Origin of the sequence: Pseudomonas sp. SLFW (genome assembly GCF_009905615.1) — a bacterium.
GTDB classification, from domain to species: Bacteria; Pseudomonadota; Gammaproteobacteria; order Pseudomonadales; family Pseudomonadaceae; genus Aquipseudomonas; species Aquipseudomonas bambusae.
This window is the reverse complement of record NZ_JAAAKW010000003.1, coordinates 277,661-293,377: the sequence shown is the minus strand read 5'-3', so window position 1 is coordinate 293,377 and position 15,717 is coordinate 277,661. Positions and strand designations below refer to the sequence as shown.

At 61.5% G+C, this 15,717-nt stretch carries 16 protein-coding genes; 7 read left to right on the top strand and 9 right to left on the bottom strand.

Annotated features, from left to right (window positions below):
- Positions 1-63: 63 nt before the first annotated feature.
- Complete coding sequence (locus tag GVN17_RS07260; RefSeq protein ID WP_218576114.1) at positions 64-864, bottom strand: IclR family transcriptional regulator; 801 nt, start codon at positions 862-864, stop codon at positions 64-66.
- A 153-nt stretch (positions 865-1,017) separates the two neighbouring features.
- Complete coding sequence (locus tag GVN17_RS07255; protein WP_166594548.1) at positions 1,018-1,425, bottom strand: RidA family protein; 408 nt, start codon at positions 1,423-1,425, stop codon at positions 1,018-1,020.
- A 183-nt stretch (positions 1,426-1,608) separates the two neighbouring features.
- On the opposite strand from GVN17_RS07255, the gene GVN17_RS07250 reads away from it, so the two are divergent.
- From GVN17_RS07250 to hpaI, 4 genes are read left to right on the top strand one after another with little or no spacing between them, the layout of a single operon-like run.
- The gene (locus tag GVN17_RS07250) at positions 1,609-2,496 is read left to right on the top strand and encodes an amidohydrolase (RefSeq protein WP_166594547.1); all 888 of its coding nucleotides are present in this window, start codon (positions 1,609-1,611) and stop codon (positions 2,494-2,496) included.
- Entirely contained in the window at positions 2,493-3,359 is an 867-nt protein-coding gene (locus tag GVN17_RS07245) for a fumarylacetoacetate hydrolase family protein (protein ID WP_166594546.1), read from the top strand. The genes GVN17_RS07250 and GVN17_RS07245 overlap by 4 nt, the downstream gene beginning before the upstream one ends.
- A 5-nt stretch (positions 3,360-3,364) precedes the next feature.
- The gene (gene hpaH / locus GVN17_RS07240) at positions 3,365-4,174 is read left to right on the top strand and encodes a 2-oxo-hept-4-ene-1,7-dioate hydratase (RefSeq protein WP_371928511.1); all 810 of its coding nucleotides are present in this window, start codon (positions 3,365-3,367) and stop codon (positions 4,172-4,174) included.
- Between the two features lie 32 nt (positions 4,175-4,206).
- On the top strand, positions 4,207-4,995 hold the full coding sequence (gene hpaI, locus GVN17_RS07235; protein ID WP_166594544.1) for a 4-hydroxy-2-oxoheptanedioate aldolase: 789 nt from the start codon (positions 4,207-4,209) through the stop codon (positions 4,993-4,995).
- A gap of 48 nt (positions 4,996-5,043) precedes the next feature.
- Here hpaI and GVN17_RS07230 read toward each other — a convergent pair whose 3' ends face one another.
- Complete coding sequence (locus GVN17_RS07230) at positions 5,044-5,793, bottom strand: DNA-3-methyladenine glycosylase I (RefSeq protein WP_256665125.1); 750 nt, start codon at positions 5,791-5,793, stop codon at positions 5,044-5,046.
- A 37-nt stretch (positions 5,794-5,830) separates the two neighbouring features.
- Positions 5,831-6,766, bottom strand: a complete 936-nt coding sequence (locus GVN17_RS07225; RefSeq protein WP_166594543.1) for a LysR family transcriptional regulator — start codon at positions 6,764-6,766, stop codon at positions 5,831-5,833.
- A 133-nt stretch (positions 6,767-6,899) separates the two neighbouring features.
- Between GVN17_RS07225 and GVN17_RS07220 the strand changes: the two genes are divergently transcribed.
- The gene (locus tag GVN17_RS07220) at positions 6,900-7,289 is read left to right on the top strand and encodes a tautomerase family protein (protein WP_166594542.1); all 390 of its coding nucleotides are present in this window, start codon (positions 6,900-6,902) and stop codon (positions 7,287-7,289) included.
- Between the two features lie 74 nt (positions 7,290-7,363).
- Here GVN17_RS07220 and GVN17_RS07215 read toward each other — a convergent pair whose 3' ends face one another.
- Positions 7,364-8,248: a LysR substrate-binding domain-containing protein gene (locus GVN17_RS07215; RefSeq protein ID WP_166594541.1), complete on the bottom strand. Its 885-nt coding sequence runs from the start codon at positions 8,246-8,248 to the stop codon at positions 7,364-7,366.
- 174 nt (positions 8,249-8,422) lie between these two features.
- Between GVN17_RS07215 and GVN17_RS07210 the strand changes: the two genes are divergently transcribed.
- Positions 8,423-9,265 (top strand): class II aldolase/adducin family protein, encoded by an 843-nt coding sequence (locus GVN17_RS07210; protein ID WP_166594540.1) that lies wholly within the window; start codon positions 8,423-8,425, stop codon positions 9,263-9,265.
- A gap of 46 nt (positions 9,266-9,311) precedes the next feature.
- Positions 9,312-10,619, top strand: a complete 1,308-nt coding sequence (locus GVN17_RS07205) for an MFS transporter (RefSeq protein ID WP_166594539.1) — start codon at positions 9,312-9,314, stop codon at positions 10,617-10,619.
- A 110-nt stretch (positions 10,620-10,729) separates the two neighbouring features.
- Here the strand turns inward: GVN17_RS07205 and aldA are convergent, their stop codons facing one another.
- Genes aldA through GVN17_RS07185 form a run of 4 tightly spaced genes read right to left on the bottom strand, consistent with a single transcriptional unit; the run spans position 10,730 to position 15,501 of the window.
- Positions 10,730-12,163 carry an aldehyde dehydrogenase gene (gene aldA, locus GVN17_RS07200; protein WP_166594538.1) on the bottom strand — a complete coding sequence of 478 codons (1,434 nt, stop codon included), beginning with the start codon at positions 12,161-12,163 and terminating at the stop codon, positions 10,730-10,732.
- A gap of 18 nt (positions 12,164-12,181) precedes the next feature.
- Positions 12,182-12,979 carry an HpcH/HpaI aldolase/citrate lyase family protein gene (locus GVN17_RS07195; protein ID WP_166594537.1) on the bottom strand — a complete coding sequence of 266 codons (798 nt, stop codon included), beginning with the start codon at positions 12,977-12,979 and terminating at the stop codon, positions 12,182-12,184.
- Positions 12,980-13,001: 22 nt separating this feature from the next.
- On the bottom strand, positions 13,002-14,186 hold the full coding sequence (rhmD, locus tag GVN17_RS07190) for an L-rhamnonate dehydratase (protein WP_166594536.1): 1,185 nt from the start codon (positions 14,184-14,186) through the stop codon (positions 13,002-13,004).
- A 16-nt stretch (positions 14,187-14,202) separates the two neighbouring features.
- Entirely contained in the window at positions 14,203-15,501 is a 1,299-nt protein-coding gene (locus GVN17_RS07185) for an MFS transporter (RefSeq protein ID WP_166594535.1), read from the bottom strand.
- Positions 15,502-15,717: the final 216 nt, after the last annotated feature.

Here is a 15,717-nt window from a genome sequence, read left to right as displayed (position 1 = left end):
TCTTATTATTCGAGTGGGAACAGAAATCGGAATGAAGCGGATTGGTGCAGTTGAACGTGCGAACTAGTGCTCTCGGGCGGTGAGGCGTTTGCTGATCAAGGCGGCCTGTTCGACCAACACGGCGGCCGTCGCGGGCACCCGGTCTTGCGTCAGGTTGCTGGCGACAGCGGCCACGCTCAGGGCGGCGACAATTTCTCCCGCAGGCCCGTAAACCGGCACCGAAACAGCGGCCGTGCCTTGGGTGACGCCTTGCGCGGCATAAGCAAACCCTCGGGCCTTGGCGGCGGTGATGCGTGATTTGATCTCTTCAAGGGTGAGGTTGGACGTCTCCAGTCGCGCCTTGTCCAGTTGCAGCAGGTATTCGGCCTCCTCATCGGGCAGGCCGCACAGCAGCACCACACCGGCGACGCCGACACCCAAGGGCCGGCGGGTGCCGACGTCGATGGACATCACCTTGATGGGGTAGCTGCCGAGACGCCGGTCCAGGCACACCGAGTCTCGGCCGCTGCGCACAGTGATGAACACCGTGTCGCCCAGTTGATCGCTCAAATACTGCAAATGCGGTTCGGCCAGTTTGCGCAGCGGCGAACGGGAAGGGCGGGCCAGCGCCAGCATGGAAATCTCTCCGCCCACTCGGTAGCGGCGGGTCACCGGGTCCTGTTCCGCCGCATTTTCATCGATCAGCGCTTGCAGCAGGCGGTGCACCGTGGGCCGCGACAGTTGCGTGTGACGCACCACGTCGACCAGCCGCATGCCTTGCTCCTGGCCCAAAGCCAGGATGCGCAGCACCTGAAAGGCTCGGGTCAGCGAGCGCACTGTCGACGTGTTGTCACTCATGTCAGTGGGTGTTGGCTGACGGCTCATCGGCGCCTCGAAGCGGGTGGTCGGTCAGTTGAACGGGCCCGCGATGGACGCCGCGTTGGTCTTCACGTTGCTCTTCACGTTGTTCTGCATAGTGGTGCGGCTCACACGTCCTGAACAGACGTGGCGGAAGATTTTGTTCCGCACCGTGGACTTTTATCTGGCCTGTGGGGTGCGGGTTTCATCGACCCACGCGGTGAACTCACACTGGATCAGAAATTTTGAGGGCGTCGCGGCCTGAATGGCGTGGCGTGCCGGGCGGTTGTCCGGATCAGGAAACAGGCTGAGCCACTGCGCGTTCAAGGGGCCGCGCTGATCCCGGTCCTGCATCCAGACGGTCATTTTCACCATGTCGTCCGGAAGGGCGCCGGCGGCCTGCAAGATGGCTTTGATGTGGCTGAACATGTGCTGGCATTGGGTTTCAAGGTCCTCGGGCAATTCCCCGGTTTTCGGGTCGTTGCCATTGATGATGCCGGTCATCAGCAGCGGGCCGCGGCGGCAGGCGGCCGGAATCGGATTGGCGTGGGAAAACTGATCCAGATGAATGGTCTGGCGATGGCTCATGACGTACTCCGCAAAACGCGATAAGGCAGAAGGGTGACGTTATTGATAGCGACCCCTGCCGCGGTGCCACAAGCCGCATCCCTGCAAAGAGTCCACCAGCCGGAATCAAATCCGAGAGGCCCGTTGCTGGACTGCCGAGCCGTTCATACAGTCGGGTCAGGTTTTCCAACACGAGCACGCCCCATGCCTGACTACCTGCCGTTTGATCCCCATCCCCGTGCACCGGTGCCCCTGCCGCCGGCGTTGTCCTGCGATAGCCAGTTTCATGTGTTCGGCCCTCGGGACCGTTACCCGATCCAGCCGGAAGCCGCGTACAGCATGCCGTCCGCCACGTGGGAAGTGGCCCGCGATCTGCATCGCACATTGGGCATCCAGCGCGGTGTGATCGTGCAGGCCACCACCTACGGCGCCGACCACAGCGTCGTGCTGGACGCCCTCGAAGGCCTGAATGCCGGTGGAGGCCCCCGTCGTTACGCAGGCTGTGCAAACGCCGCCGTGCTGATGGACGGCCATGACCGCCAGCTTCAACGCCTGCACGACGCCGGGGTGCGCGGTGCGCGATTCAGCCGCGCCGGGCTGGGCATCAGTTTTTCCCCGGCAGAACTGCGCCGGGCGCTGGACCTCGTTGCCGAATTGGGCTGGTACGTCAAAGTGCAGCCCTCGGCGGACGGCGTCGTCGAGCAACTGAAAGATTTCGAACACCTCAAGGTGCCGGTGGTCATCGATCACATGGGGCGCGCCAAACCCTCGCGGGGGCGAACCGACCCGAGTCTCGACAGGGTGCTGGGACTGCTGGGCGAAGGCCACTTCTGGGTGATGCTGTCGCTGTCCGAAAAAATCTCGACCCAAGGCGAACCGTGGGACGACGTTCTGCCGCTCGCCCACACGCTGATCGCCGCTGCACCCGAACGTTGCCTGTGGGGCAGCGACTGGCCACACCCCCTCTCAACGAAACAACCGCCGAACGAAGGGGCATTGATGGAGCTGCTGTATCGCTTCGCTCCTGAGCCCGCGACGTTGCAGCGCATTCTGGTCACCAACCCTGCACACCTCTTTGGATTTGAGCCATGAAACTGATCACGTACACGCACGCAGGTATTAGCACGTGGGGCGCCGTGGTTGAAGACGGCGTGATCGATCTCGGTCAGCGCTTTCCGGAGCTCGACGGCGTCGCTGCGCTGCTGGGAGCACCGGCTCAAGTGCTTGCCGACGTCAAAACCCTGGTCGCAGGCGCTCAGGCGGACTGCCCGTTGTCCGCCGTCACGTTGCAACTGCCGGTCCCGGCGCCAAAAAAGATTTTCTGCATCGGGGTCAACTACGCCCAGCGCAATGCCGAATACAAGGACGGCAGCGAGCTGCCGAAATACCCGAGCATTTTCATGCGCGTGCCGGATTCGTTTTCCGCGCCGGATCAAGCGTTGCTCCAGCCCCATGAGTCCCGGCAGCTGGATTACGAAGGGGAGATTGGTGTCGTCATCGGCCAAGGCGGTCGCCGCATTCCGGCCGATCAGGCGCTGGCTCATATCGGCGGCCTGACCTGCGTCAACGAGGGCACGATTCGTGACTGGGTGCACCACGCCAAATTCAACGTGACCCAAGGCAAGAACTTCCACCGTTCCGGCTCCTATGGGCCCTGGGTGGTGACGGCGGACGAATTTCCCGAGGGCTACGGCAATCTTCATCTGCTCACGCGCGTGAACGGCGAACTGCGCCAAGAGGACACGACAGCCCGTTTGATGTTCGATTTCGGCCACCTGATTGCCTACCTCTCGACGTTCACCACGCTGGAAACCGGTGACCTGATCGTGACCGGCACGCCAACGGGGGCTGGCATCCGGTTCGACCCGCCGCGTTTCCTGCAACCGGGCGATGTGGTGGAAGTCGAGGTGGTGGGCGTGGGCGTGCTGCGCAACCCCGTGGAGCAGGAATCATGACGCCGGTGCTCACGGTTGAACAAACGCGGCACGCCGCCAGCCAACTGGCGCACGCTGAACAGCACCGCCAGCAATGCCGGCAGTTTTCCCTGCAATACCCGGACATGAACCTGGCGGACGCCTATGCCATTCAATCGGCGTGGATCGAACACAAAGTCGCCTCGGGCCGCCAGGTGAAGGGGCACAAGATCGGCCTGACGTCCAACGCCATGCGTCGCGCGGTGAACATCGATGAACCGGATTTTGGCGTGTTGCTGGACGACATGTTTTACGCCGACGGCGCACGCATTCCGACTGAGCGTTTCATTGAACTGAAAATCGAGGCGGAACTGGCGTTCGTGTTGAGCAAGCCGCTGTCCGGGCCGGACTGCACGCTGTTCGACGTGCTGGAGGCGACGGCCTACATCACGCCCGCGCTGGAAGTGCTGGATGCACGCATCCAGCGCCGGGACAGCGAGACCGGATGCACGCGCACGGTGCTCGACACCATCAGCGACAACGCGGCCAATGCCGCGATCATTCTCGGCGGACGGGCGTTCAAGCCAAGCCTCGTCGACGCGGACATCCGCCGGATCGGTGCCATCGTCAGCAAAAACGGCGAGGTCGAGGAAACGGGACTGGCCGCCGGCGTGTTGAACCACCCGGCGTACGGCGTGGCCTGGCTGGTCAACCGACTGCACGCCCACGGCGTGGGGCTGGAGGCCGGGCAGGTGATCCTCGCCGGGTCGTTCATCCGGCCCATCGATGTGGTCCGTGGCGACACCGTCATGGCTGATTACGGCGAATTCGGCACGGTGTCGTGCCACTTCGCCTGACCCGCTTTGTTTTTCCACCGCAGGTGACGACCATGAACGAATTCAAACAGCGCCTGATGGCACGCCAACCGCAGATCGGCCTATGGCTGGGACTGGCAGATCCTTATTCTGCCGAGCTGGCGGCCAATGCCGGCTTCGATTGGCTGCTGATCGATGGCGAGCATGCGCCCAATGACCTGCGCAGTGTGCTGAGCCAGTTGCAGGCGGTCGCGCCTTACCGATCCCGGCCCATCGTGCGCCCAGTGTCCGGCGACGCTGCACTGATCAAGCAACTGCTCGACATCGGCGCGCAAACCTTGCTGGTGCCCATGGTCGACACTGCCGACCAGGCGCGAGCGCTGGTGCGTGCCGTGACCTATCCGCCTCAGGGCATTCGCGGCATGGGGAGTGGCATGGCCCGGGCGTCTCGCTGGAACGCCATCGCGGATTACCTGGATCAGGCGGACGACGCGGTGTGCCTGCTGGTGCAAGTGGAAAGCCTGGAAGGCCTGGCCAACCTTGACGCGATCATCGCAGTCGAGGGTGTGGATGGGGTCTTTATCGGTCCCGCCGACCTCTCGGCTGCGATGGGCCATCGCGGCAACCCCGGGCACCCCGACGTGCAGGACGCCATCGAGCACGCCATCCTGCGGATCTGCGAAGCGGGCAAAGCGGCGGGCATTCTCACCCCCGACGAACGTCTTGCACGGCGCTATCTGGAGCTGGGCGCCACTTTTGTTGCCGTAGGTGTCGATACGACGGTACTGATGCGCGGCCTCAAGGCGCTGTCCAGCCGATTCAAAAGCCTGGATGCGCCGCCGTCGCCGACAGGCGGGTATTGAGCACCCGACGGTGGCCTGTCGCTGCATCGGTCTACCGACGGTCGCTTCCTATGTTCGAGGCGCGTCGGGCGCTGAGCGACCCACATGGCGTGGTACACCAGAGCTGCTCCACACCCCGGAACTGCCACGGCGATGGCTCTGCATCAGGTGGGTGTTCACGATGCCGGTGGCTTCCATCAAGGCGTACATCGTCGTCGGCCCCACGAAGGCGAACCCCGCTTTCTGCAACGCTTTGCTCAGCGCCAACGACTCGGGCGAGGTCGTCGGCACTTCGGCCATGGTCCGGGGTTCAGGCGTTACCTCGGGCTGGAACGACCAGATGAATGCCGTCAGGCCACCCCGTTCGCGAAGCGCAAGGGTCGCGTGGGCGTTTTTGATAGTCGCCAACACCTTCGCGCGGTTGCGAATGATCCCGGCATCGGCCATGAGGCGTTCGATGTCGTGCTCATCGAATGATGCGACCAGCTCCGGATCGAACTGCTTGAACGCACGCCGGAAGGCTTCACGTTTACGCAGGATGGTGACCCAGGACAACCCGGACTGAAACGCCTCAAGGCTGAGGCGCTCGAAGAGCCCTCGTTCGTCACGCACGGGCATGCCCCACTCGGTGTCGTAGTAATCACGCAGAAGCGGATCGGTCGTCGCCCACGGCGGCCTCACCAGGCCGTCTTCGCATTGGACGGCATGAATGGGTTTGGCTTGTGCAACGCGTGGCGCCCGTTTGCCTGCACCTGCACCTGACCCCATCGCTGGAGAGGTCGATGGGCCGACGTCGGTTTTAGGGGATTCGTCTTTCATGTATCAGCGCTACCGAGGTTGGCATTCATGGGTCGCTCTAAAAGCCGGTGTTGAAACACGACCGCAAGTATTCCACCAGCGCGGTCACCGAACGAGGGATCTGGCGAGAATACGGGCGAATCAGATAAATCTCTTCGGCGAATGCGCCTTTCAGCGCCCAATGCCCCAGCACCGGGACGAGCGACCCATTGTCCAGGGCGGCCTGCGCGCTGAAGTCTGGAAGCAGGGCGATCCCCAGATGTTGAAGCGCGGCATCGCGGAGGGCCTCGCTGTTGTTGGTCGCGAAGTTCCCGGTGATGGGCACCGTCACGCGTTCCCCGGCGCGCTTTCCCTTGGCGGGACGTTCGAACGTCCAGGCGGGGGCATCCACGCCGCGTGGGTAAAAAAGACAATTGTGATCAACCAGCCCCATCGGGTTATCGGGTTGGCCGTGGGTTGCGAGGTAGGCAGGGGTGGCCACCAGGACCGATCGTGTATCGCAGAGTTTCCAGGCGACATGAGTGTCGGGCACCTGATAGCTGTGACGCACCGCCAGGTCGTACCCTTCAGCCGCCATGGAACTGAGATGGTCCGAGACGTCCAGTTGCACGCGCACGTCCGGGTGGCGCGCAAGAAACCCGGACAGCCGAGGCACGAGGTGTTGGCGAGCAAAAGCCACTGGCGCGGTGAGCCTCACCAGACCGCGTACGGCCCCGGCGGAATCCCTCATTTGAGAAAAACTGTCGGCAATGTGCGCGAACGCGCCGCGGACTTCCCGCACCAGAGACTGCCCCGCATCCGTCAGGCGAACGCTGCGGGTCGTGCGTTGCACCAAACGATGCCCGGTGGCTTTTTCGAGTTCTGAAATCCGCTGGCTCACCGCTGATTTACTGACCCCCAAGCGCGTGGCGGCAGCCGTATAGGTGCCGACCTCTTCCAGAATCGCCAGCCAGTGGATGTGGGACCACAGGCCTTCCGCCTCAGATTTCTGCATGATTCGATTGTTCTCGACAGGAAACAATGAATTCAATAATCCCATCTCGTCCAGAACAATACAAAGGGCTATCGTCGCTTCATCGCCTGGTAATGACCGGGCACACCACCAAGCCACTGTCGAGGTAAACGTCATGCCACTGATCACGATTGACCTGGTTGAAGGCCGCTCGGATGAGCAGCTTCAAACCCTTCTGGATACCGTGCATCGCGCCATGGTCGACGCGTTCCAAGTGCCTGAGCGTGATCGTTACCAGATCGTCAACGAACGGCGTCCGGGGCGACTGATCGTTGAGGACACAGGGCTGGATATCCCACGGACCCAGAATGTGGTGGTCATCAGGGCGGTGAGCCGACCCCGTACCGAAGAGTCGAAAACCAGGTTCTACCAGTTGTTGGCTCAGTTGCTCAAAGAGCGTTGCGGCATCGAGCCGTCCGACCTGATGGTGTCCATCGTTACCAACTCGGATGCGGACTGGAGCTTTGGGCATGGCCGCGCCCAGTTTCTGACGGGAGAGCTCTGACTCGAACATGCCGACGTTCAGAACCGTGCCCCCCCAGGCGACTGGGGAGGAGGGCATGCCTCTTTTCCTATGGCCTAGTGGATCTTGCTGAACAGCCAAGTGGAGAACAGCTTTATTTTTTCGAGATTGCGCTCACTCGTGCGGCAGGACAGAAAGTGCGTTTCGCATTCGATGGCTTTGAACTGCCCCGCGCCCAGTTCGACCAGGGCGCCGCTGGCCAACTCGCGTTCGGCCAGTCGCACGGTTTCCAAGGCAATCCCCATGCCGTCGACGGCGGCGGAAATGGCCAGGGCGCCCCGGTCGAACGACTGCCTTGGCCGATCCGGAAAGGTCAGTCCGTTGAGCTTGAACCAGTCTTTCCACGTCACGCGGCTCAGTTGCGAATCGATGAGGGTCAGGCGGGTCGCCAATTCCCGCGCCGAGAGGTCGGCGTGCAAGGAGGAGGGCGCCACCATCGGGATAATCCGCTCGACGCCCATTGGCTGCACCACGATGCCAGATCGGCTGACCGCCGTCTTGTACGAAATGGTGAGGTCTATCTCGCGCATCTGAATCAGGTCGATGGGTTCGGCGCCCGTAGACAAGCGGATGGTGATGTCCGGGTGTTGCTGCGTGAACTCCGGCAGCCGCGGTCCCAGCCACTTCGCTGCCAGACTGGGGGCGCAATGCAGTGCGAGGACTTGTGCGCCGCGCTCCAGCGAGACGTCCTGGCACGCCGCTTCGAGCACATCGAAAACCCGCTCCAGGCTGTCGTAGAAACGCTTGCCCTCGGCGGTCAGTTCGACACGTCGGTTCCGGCGGTAGAACAGCGGACGGCCGAAGTATTCCTCCAGCTCTTTGACCTGATGGCTGATCGCGGATTGGGAACGATGAAGCTCTTCTCCCGCCTGGGTGAAGCTTTCCAGTCGGGCGGCGGCTTCAAAGGCTCGCAGCAGCACAAAATTGGGGATGCGTCGCATCAGTTATGTCCCATTAAATCGATAATCCATGAATGGTGTTCATGCTTCTATGCATAGACATCGTTTGTCAAGGATGCCCCGCGTGTCGATCATGGCCCTAGAGCGCAACGCGTCATTCACGCCTGAAGCGAACGCTGGCGCGCAATCTCCATAACAATAAATGAGGTGTCTGATATGTCTGAAGTCTTGGATTTGCCGTTGAAAGCAGTTCAAAAGCCCGAAAAAGTCTCGATCTATCAGCCTGATCAGGCGGGGCTGACGTTTCCCGAACTTCCCGTATTTTCCAGCCACGCGGAACAGCGCCAGCACCTCAAGGAACGCCTGGTCGCCGCCTGCCGTGCCTTTGCGATTCATGGCCTGGATTACGGCTTCGCCGGTCACCTGACGGTCCGCGATCCTGAGCATGCGCACCTGTACTGGACCAACCCGATGGCCGTGCATTTCAACAAGGTCAAGGTGTCGAACCTGATCTGCGCCGACCACCACGGGAATGTGGTCGAGGGCAGCTACGCGATCAACCGCGCCGGATTCGTGTTGCACGCGGCGGTGCATGAGCAGCATCAGGACATCGTCGCCATGTGCCACGCGCACACCGTCTACGGCACGGCATTCGCGTCTCTGGCCAAGCCTCTGTTGCCCATCTCGCAGGACGCCTGCGCCTTCTTCGAGGACCACGTGGTGATCAGCGATGAAGCGGGGAAAGTGGCCGTGGAAGTGCAGGGCGGCAACAAGGTCGCCAACGCGTTTGCCGGGGTGAAAGCCGCCATTCACCAGAATCACGGCCTGCTCACGGCCAGCCGCCACAGTATCGATTCGGCGGCGTTCTGGTTCATCGCGCTGGAGCGTTGCTGCCAGCAACAGCTGTTGATCGAGGCGACCGGAGCGACGCCCAAGCTGGTCACCGAAGAACGAGCGCGCTACAGCCGCGAGCATGTGGGCAGCGAATACATCGGCTGGCTGCATTTCCAGACCCTGTGGAGCGACCTCGTCGAGACCCAGCCGGACATGTTCGACTGAACCCGCATCCCCGTCCTGACAATAACAATGAGTGGGAGATAGACCGATGGCCGAAGCAGCCCCCGCCGTTTTCGCGACCGGCGAAACGCGCACGCACGACCGACTCTATGGGCGCCTGACCCTCAGGCTCCTGCCGTTCCTTTTCATGTGTTACGTGTTCGCCTACCTGGATCGGGTCAACGTCGGGTTCGCCAAACTCCAGATGCTCGATGATCTGGGGTTCAGTGAAACCATTTACGGCTTTGGCGCCGGGGTGTTTTTTCTGGGGTATTTCCTGTTCGAAGTCCCCAGCAACATCCTGCTGCACAAGGTCGGGGCGCGTCGCTGGATCGCCCGGATCATGATCACCTGGGGCATCATTTCAGCGTGCATGGTGTTCGTGACGACGCCGATGATGTTCTATGTGCTGCGTTTCCTGCTCGGCGTGGCCGAGGCTGGATTCGTACCAGGCATCCTGCTGTACCTGACGTATTGGTTCCCGTCATCCCGGCGCGGAAAAATCACGGCCATGTTTCTCACCGGGATTCCCATGGCGGGTGTGATTGGCGGGCCGCTGTCCGGGCTCATCATGTCAACGACCCAGGGCTGGCACGGTCATTCGGCCTGGCAGTGGCTGTTCTTTCTGGAAGCCATTCCCTCGGTGCTGGCCGGAATTGCGGTGCTGTTTTACCTGCAAGACAAGATCGACGATGCGAAATGGCTGACTCAGGACGAGAAGCGCACGCTGCAACAGAACCTCGCGGCCGAGGCCACGCAATCCGATGACCATTCGGCGTTCGGCGCCTTCAAAAACAAAATGGTCTGGCTGCTGAGCCTGGGGTATTTCGGGCTGATGATGGGCCTTAACGGGATCACGTTCTGGCTGCCTTCGCTGATCAAAGGCGCGGGCATTCAAAGCGCGGCGACGGTTTCGATCATCACCACGATTCCCTACGCCTGTGCGGCCATCGCCATGATCATGATCGGTCGTCGTTCTGATCTGCACCGCGAACGTCGCTGGCATGCCGCGATTCCGGCGCTGGTCGGCGCCTTCGGACTGGTGCTCGCCACCTGGGCCGGCGCAAACCCGGTGCTGTTGACGATGTCGCTGGCTATTGGAGCGATGGGTGTCATGAGCGGCATGAGTCAGTTCTGGTGCCTGCCGCCTGCGTTTCTCAACGGCGCCGCTGCCGCTGCCGGAATCGCGATGATCAACTCCATCGGTAACCTCGCGGGTTTCGCCAGCCCGTACATGATCGGCTGGGTCAAGGATGCAACGTCCTCCACCGACTATGCGCTTTACGTCATCGCCGCTGCGCTAACGTTGGCCGCCGGAGTGTGCCTGTCGTTGTCGAAGGAGCAGGTGAATCGGTAACCAAACGCTCCGGACCGGGAAGTTTGGTCAAGGGACGGGATGCGCTGACACAGCGGTAGGGAAAGGGCGAGGAGGGGCATCACGCTCGCGCAGAAATGCCCCTCAGCGGGTCAGGCTTGCAGGTAGACGACGTGGGTATGCGTGTACTCATAGAGGCCATGCTTGCCGTCAGCCCCACCCACACCCGACTTGCGGACCCCGGCATGGAAGCCTTGCATCGCCTCGAAGTGTTCACGATTGATGTAGGTTTCGCCGAAATCGATTTCCCGCATGGCGTACATGGCCTTGCCCAGGTCTCTTGTGTACAGGGAAGAGGTCAGCCCGTATTCGCAGTCGTTGGCCATGGCGATCGCTTCATCCAGATCATCGACGATTTGAATCGGCAGCACCGGCCCAAAGATCTCTTTGCGCATGATCTCCATCTCGGCGCGGCAGCCGGTCAGCACGGTCGGTTGGAAGTGAAATCCCTGACCAAGGTCCGCGACCTTGCCCCCGGTCACCAGCGACGCCCCTTGTTCCTGGGCTTTCTTGACCTTGGCCGCCACGCTGTCCAGCCCCTGACGATTGATCAGCGGCCCCATCTCCACGGTGGTGTCGGCCAATGGGTCGCCGTAGCGAGTGGCGGCCATGGCAGCGCTTATTTTTTCAATGAATTCGTCCGCCACTCGGCGCTCGACGTAAACCCGCTCAGCGCAGTTGCACACCTGGCCTGTGTTGATGATGCGCGAGTCGCGGATCGCCTTCACCGCCAGCGCTATGTCCGCATCGGCAAGCACGATGGCCGGCGCCTTTCCCCCTAGCTCCAGATTAAGCTTGGTGATGTTGGGCGCGGCGGCACTCATGATCCGCGCACCGGTTTCAACGCTTCCGGTGAAGCTGATCATGTCGACGCGTGGGTTCGCCGTCAGTGCAGCCCCAACCCGGCCGTCACCGCATACCACGTTGAACACGCCTGGCGGCAGGTCTGTTTCAGCCACCAACCGGGCGAACTCGAAGCAGTTGTTGGGGGTTTCCTCGCTGGGCTTGATCACGATTGTGTTGCCGGTGACCAGCGCCGGGGCCATTTTGCGGGCAATCAAAAAGAAGGGGAAATTCCACGGCAGGATGCCCGCGACGACGCCCAGCGGTTTGCGAAACATGAAGATGTTCTCGCCCGGCCGGTCGCTGGTGATGATCTCGCCTTCGATGCGACGCGCCCATTCGGCCATGTAATCGAGATAGTCGGCGGTAAAATTGACCTCGACCTCCGCCAGACCATACGTTTTGCCCTGTTCCAGCGTGATGGTGCGGGCCAGATGGGGCACGTTTTCACGCAGTTTTTTCGCAATGCTGCGCAGGTGGCCAGCCCTTTCATTGGCGGGCTTGCGAGCCCAGTCCCGCTGTGCCGAACGGGCGGCAGACAGCGCCTGGTCGACGTGATCGGCATTCGAGGCCGGTACTTTGGCCAGCAACGCACCGGTGGCAGGGTTGAGCACATCAAAATGCTCGGTGCCGGGGACGAACTCACCGTTGATGTAGTTCTCGTACACGGGTACTGACGTCATGGTCGGGCTCCTTTCCAATCAATAGGTGTTGGATGCAGCGTGTTGTTCAGTGTTGCGGTAGCGCGCCAGGTTGCTGAGCGCCGCCTGGCGCATCAGGCTGATGTCGATGGCCACCGCAATGAACTGACAACCCCATTGTTGGTAGCGGCGTGCGTCTTCTTCAGCGGGTGCGAGAATTCCACAGACCTTGCCCGCCGCAATCGTTGCGTCAACGGCACGGCGAATCTTCTCCTGCACGTCCGGGTGTGATGGATTGCCAATGTGTCCGAGGCCCGTAGAGAGGTCCGCTGGGCCAATGAAGATCGCATCGACGCCCTCAACAGCGGCGATTTCCGCCACATTGTCGACGCCTGCGCGGGACTCGATCTGCACGATCAGACAGAGTTCTTCATGGGCGGTATTGATGTAATCCGGTACACCGTCCCAACGCGTGGCCCGGGTCAGGCCGCCGCCGACGCCGCGAATACCATGGGGTGGATAGCGGGTGGCCTGAACCAAGGCGCGGGCCTGTTCGGCCGTCTCGACCATGGGGATCATCAACGACTGGGTGCCGACATCCAGCAGCTGTTTGATCAGCACCGGATCATGGCCCACGGCACGAACGATGGGCGCGGTGGAGTAGGGCGCAACCGCCTGGAGTTGTGCCAGGATGGACGGCACGGTATTGGGGGCGTGCTCTCCGTCGATGAGCATCCAGTCGTAGCCAAAACCTGCGGTGATTTCCGCAGCGTAGCCCGTCGCAAATCCGGCCCATATCCCGTATTGCGGTTCACCCTTGGCCAGTCCGGCCTTGAATGCGTTACGCGGCATTTTCATGTCGAACTCCTGTCGAGCTTAATCAGTGCTGGTAAGGGTGATGCAACACGCATTCGGGATTCAACGTGACACCAAACCCCGGCTGATCCAGTCTGGACAGGCGCATGCGACCGTTTTCCGGAACCGGCTCGCCCAACAACTGTGGGTGAAACATCGGCACCACCTGATCGGCTTTGGGCGCCATCATCAGAAATTCCGCGAACGGACTGTTGGTGCGGGTTGCAACAAAATGGTAGCTGTACACCGATGAACCGTGGGGCACGACCATGGCGCTGTGGGCATCGGCCAACGCGGAAATCTTGATCAGCTCGGTGATCCCACCGCACCAGCCGACATCCGGCTGGATAATGTCGCAACAGCCCATTTCCAACAGCATGCGGAAGCCCCAGCGTGTCGCTTCGTGTTCGCCCGTGGTGACCAGCATGCCCGGCGGGACCGCTTTTTTGAGCGCGGCATAGCCCCAATAGTCGTCAGGGGACAGCGCTTCCTCGATCCATTTCAAGCCAAACTCCTGAGCGCCGTGAGCCAGTTTGGTGGCGTAGTTCAGGTCCAGGCTCATCCAGCAATCGAGCATCAGCCAGAAATCTTTGCCGACGCGCTCACGCATCACCGCCAGCGCTTCCAGATTCTTGCGCAAACCTTCCTCACCTTCGGCCGGACCGTGGTGGAGCGGCAACTTGCCGCCGATGAAACCCATTTTCTGCGCGAGGTCCGGGCGGGCGCCGGTGGCATAGAACTGCAATTCGTCCCGGACCGCGCCGCCCAGCAACTGGTGCACGGGCTCCTTGCGCACTTTCCCCAACAAGTCCCAGAGCGCCAGATCGATACCTGAAATCGTGTTGATGACCAGGCCTTTTCGGCCGTAATACTGGGACGAGAAATACATTTGGTCCCAGATCCGCTCGATGTCCGTGACCTTGGCGCCCTCGACGAAGCGAGCCAGGTGTTTCTCGACGATATAGGCGGCTGGCTCACCGCCAGTGGTCACCGCAAAACCGACGTTGCCTTCGGAATCCTCGACCTCCACCACCAGGGTGCCGAGGACGTTAATGCCGAAACTGCGGCGGCTTTGACGGTACTCGGGGTACTTACTCATGGGGGTGGCAATGTGATCGTCGATCCAGTGACCGTCGCCTTGATCATGGTAGTCGGCGCCGCCTCCGCGAAGGACAAAGGCACGAACATGTTTGATGGTTGGAGTGGCCATAATGCGCTCCTTGGAATCAGATCTGGAAGGTGGGTTGCTTGTGAGAACGGGTCGCGCGAGGAGGACGAATGCCCATCACCAGCGCGGCGGAGATCAGGGTCGTACCCGCCAGCAGGTAGAGCCCGGCCGCCGGTGAGTGGAATGCGCCTTCAGCCCAGTTTTTCAGGATGGGAGCAATGAAGCCGCCCAGAGCGCCAAAGGAATTGATCAGCGCAATGGCGCCGGCGGCGGCAGAACCGGCGAGGAAGCTGCCGGGAAACGTCCAGAACACCGGTTGTACGGCAATGAAGCCCGAAGCCGCAAAACACAGGGCCAAAATGCCCAGCAACGGACTGGCAAAAGAGACGGACGCCGCGATGCCTAGCCCCGACACCACAAGAGTCAAGGCGGCCACGGTGCGGCGCTGACCCGTTCGGTCGGCAATGGCCGGTATCTTCCACGCCGCGAGCAAGGCGCACAGCCAGGGCACGGCGCTGACCAGACCGACCATCAGCCCGACCTTGGTGCCGAGCAGGCCTGCCACCTGACTTGGCAAGTAAAACACCACGCCGTAGACGCTGGCTTGAATCAGCAGATAGATCAGGCTCAGGTACAGGACGGCAGGCTGAAACAGCACCTTGAGCACGCTGCCATGAGACTGCTTTTGGCTGTCCTCGGCGTCGAGCACGGCCTGAAGCTGATGGCGCTCCTGGGCCGTCAGCCACTTCGCATCGGCAGGCCTGTTGTCCAGATAGAAATACGCCCAGATGCCCACGGCCGTCGCCATCAAACCCTCGACGGCGAACAGCCATTGCCAACCATGGCTGCCCAGGACGCCGTCCAGCTCCAACAGCAGTCCGGACAGCGGACTGCCGAAGATGAACGCCAGCGGCGCGCCGAAATAAAAGAACCCCATGGCCTTGCCGCGCGCGGCGCCAGGAAACCAGTAAGTGAGGTAAAGGATCACGCCGGGAAAGAATCCGGCCTCCGCGACGCCCAGCAAAAAGCGCAGCACATAGAAGCTGGTTTCAGTGTGAGCGAAGACCATCGCCGCCGAAATCAGCCCCCACGTGACCATGATTCGGCACATCCACAAGCGCGCGCCCACCTTGTGCATGATCAGGTTGCTCGGCACTTCGAGCAGCGCGTAGCCCGCGAAAAACACACCGGCGCCAAACGCGAACGCCGCATCACCGATCCCGGTGTCGGCCTGGAATGCCTGCTTCGCAAAACCAACGTTGGCGCGGTCAAGGAAAGCCATGATGTACATCAGCAGCAGAAAGGGAAGCAGCCGCCAGGAGACCTTGCGCAATAAGGACGCGGGAAGAGTGGTCACGTCAGTATCCTTTTTTGGAGTTATTTGACTGCGTAATGTTTAACGAATGACAGGAGGGGGGAGGCTCCTCAAACGGGCTCAGGCGCAGAGAGGAGGGCCGGTGAACTTCGATCCGGCAAGGCCACGAATGAATAGGGGGCGGGAATAACGTTCATGGTGTGCACCTCAATGGGTGTTGTTTTTTGTTGAGTCGACTGTATGCCTCGTTACGATGCA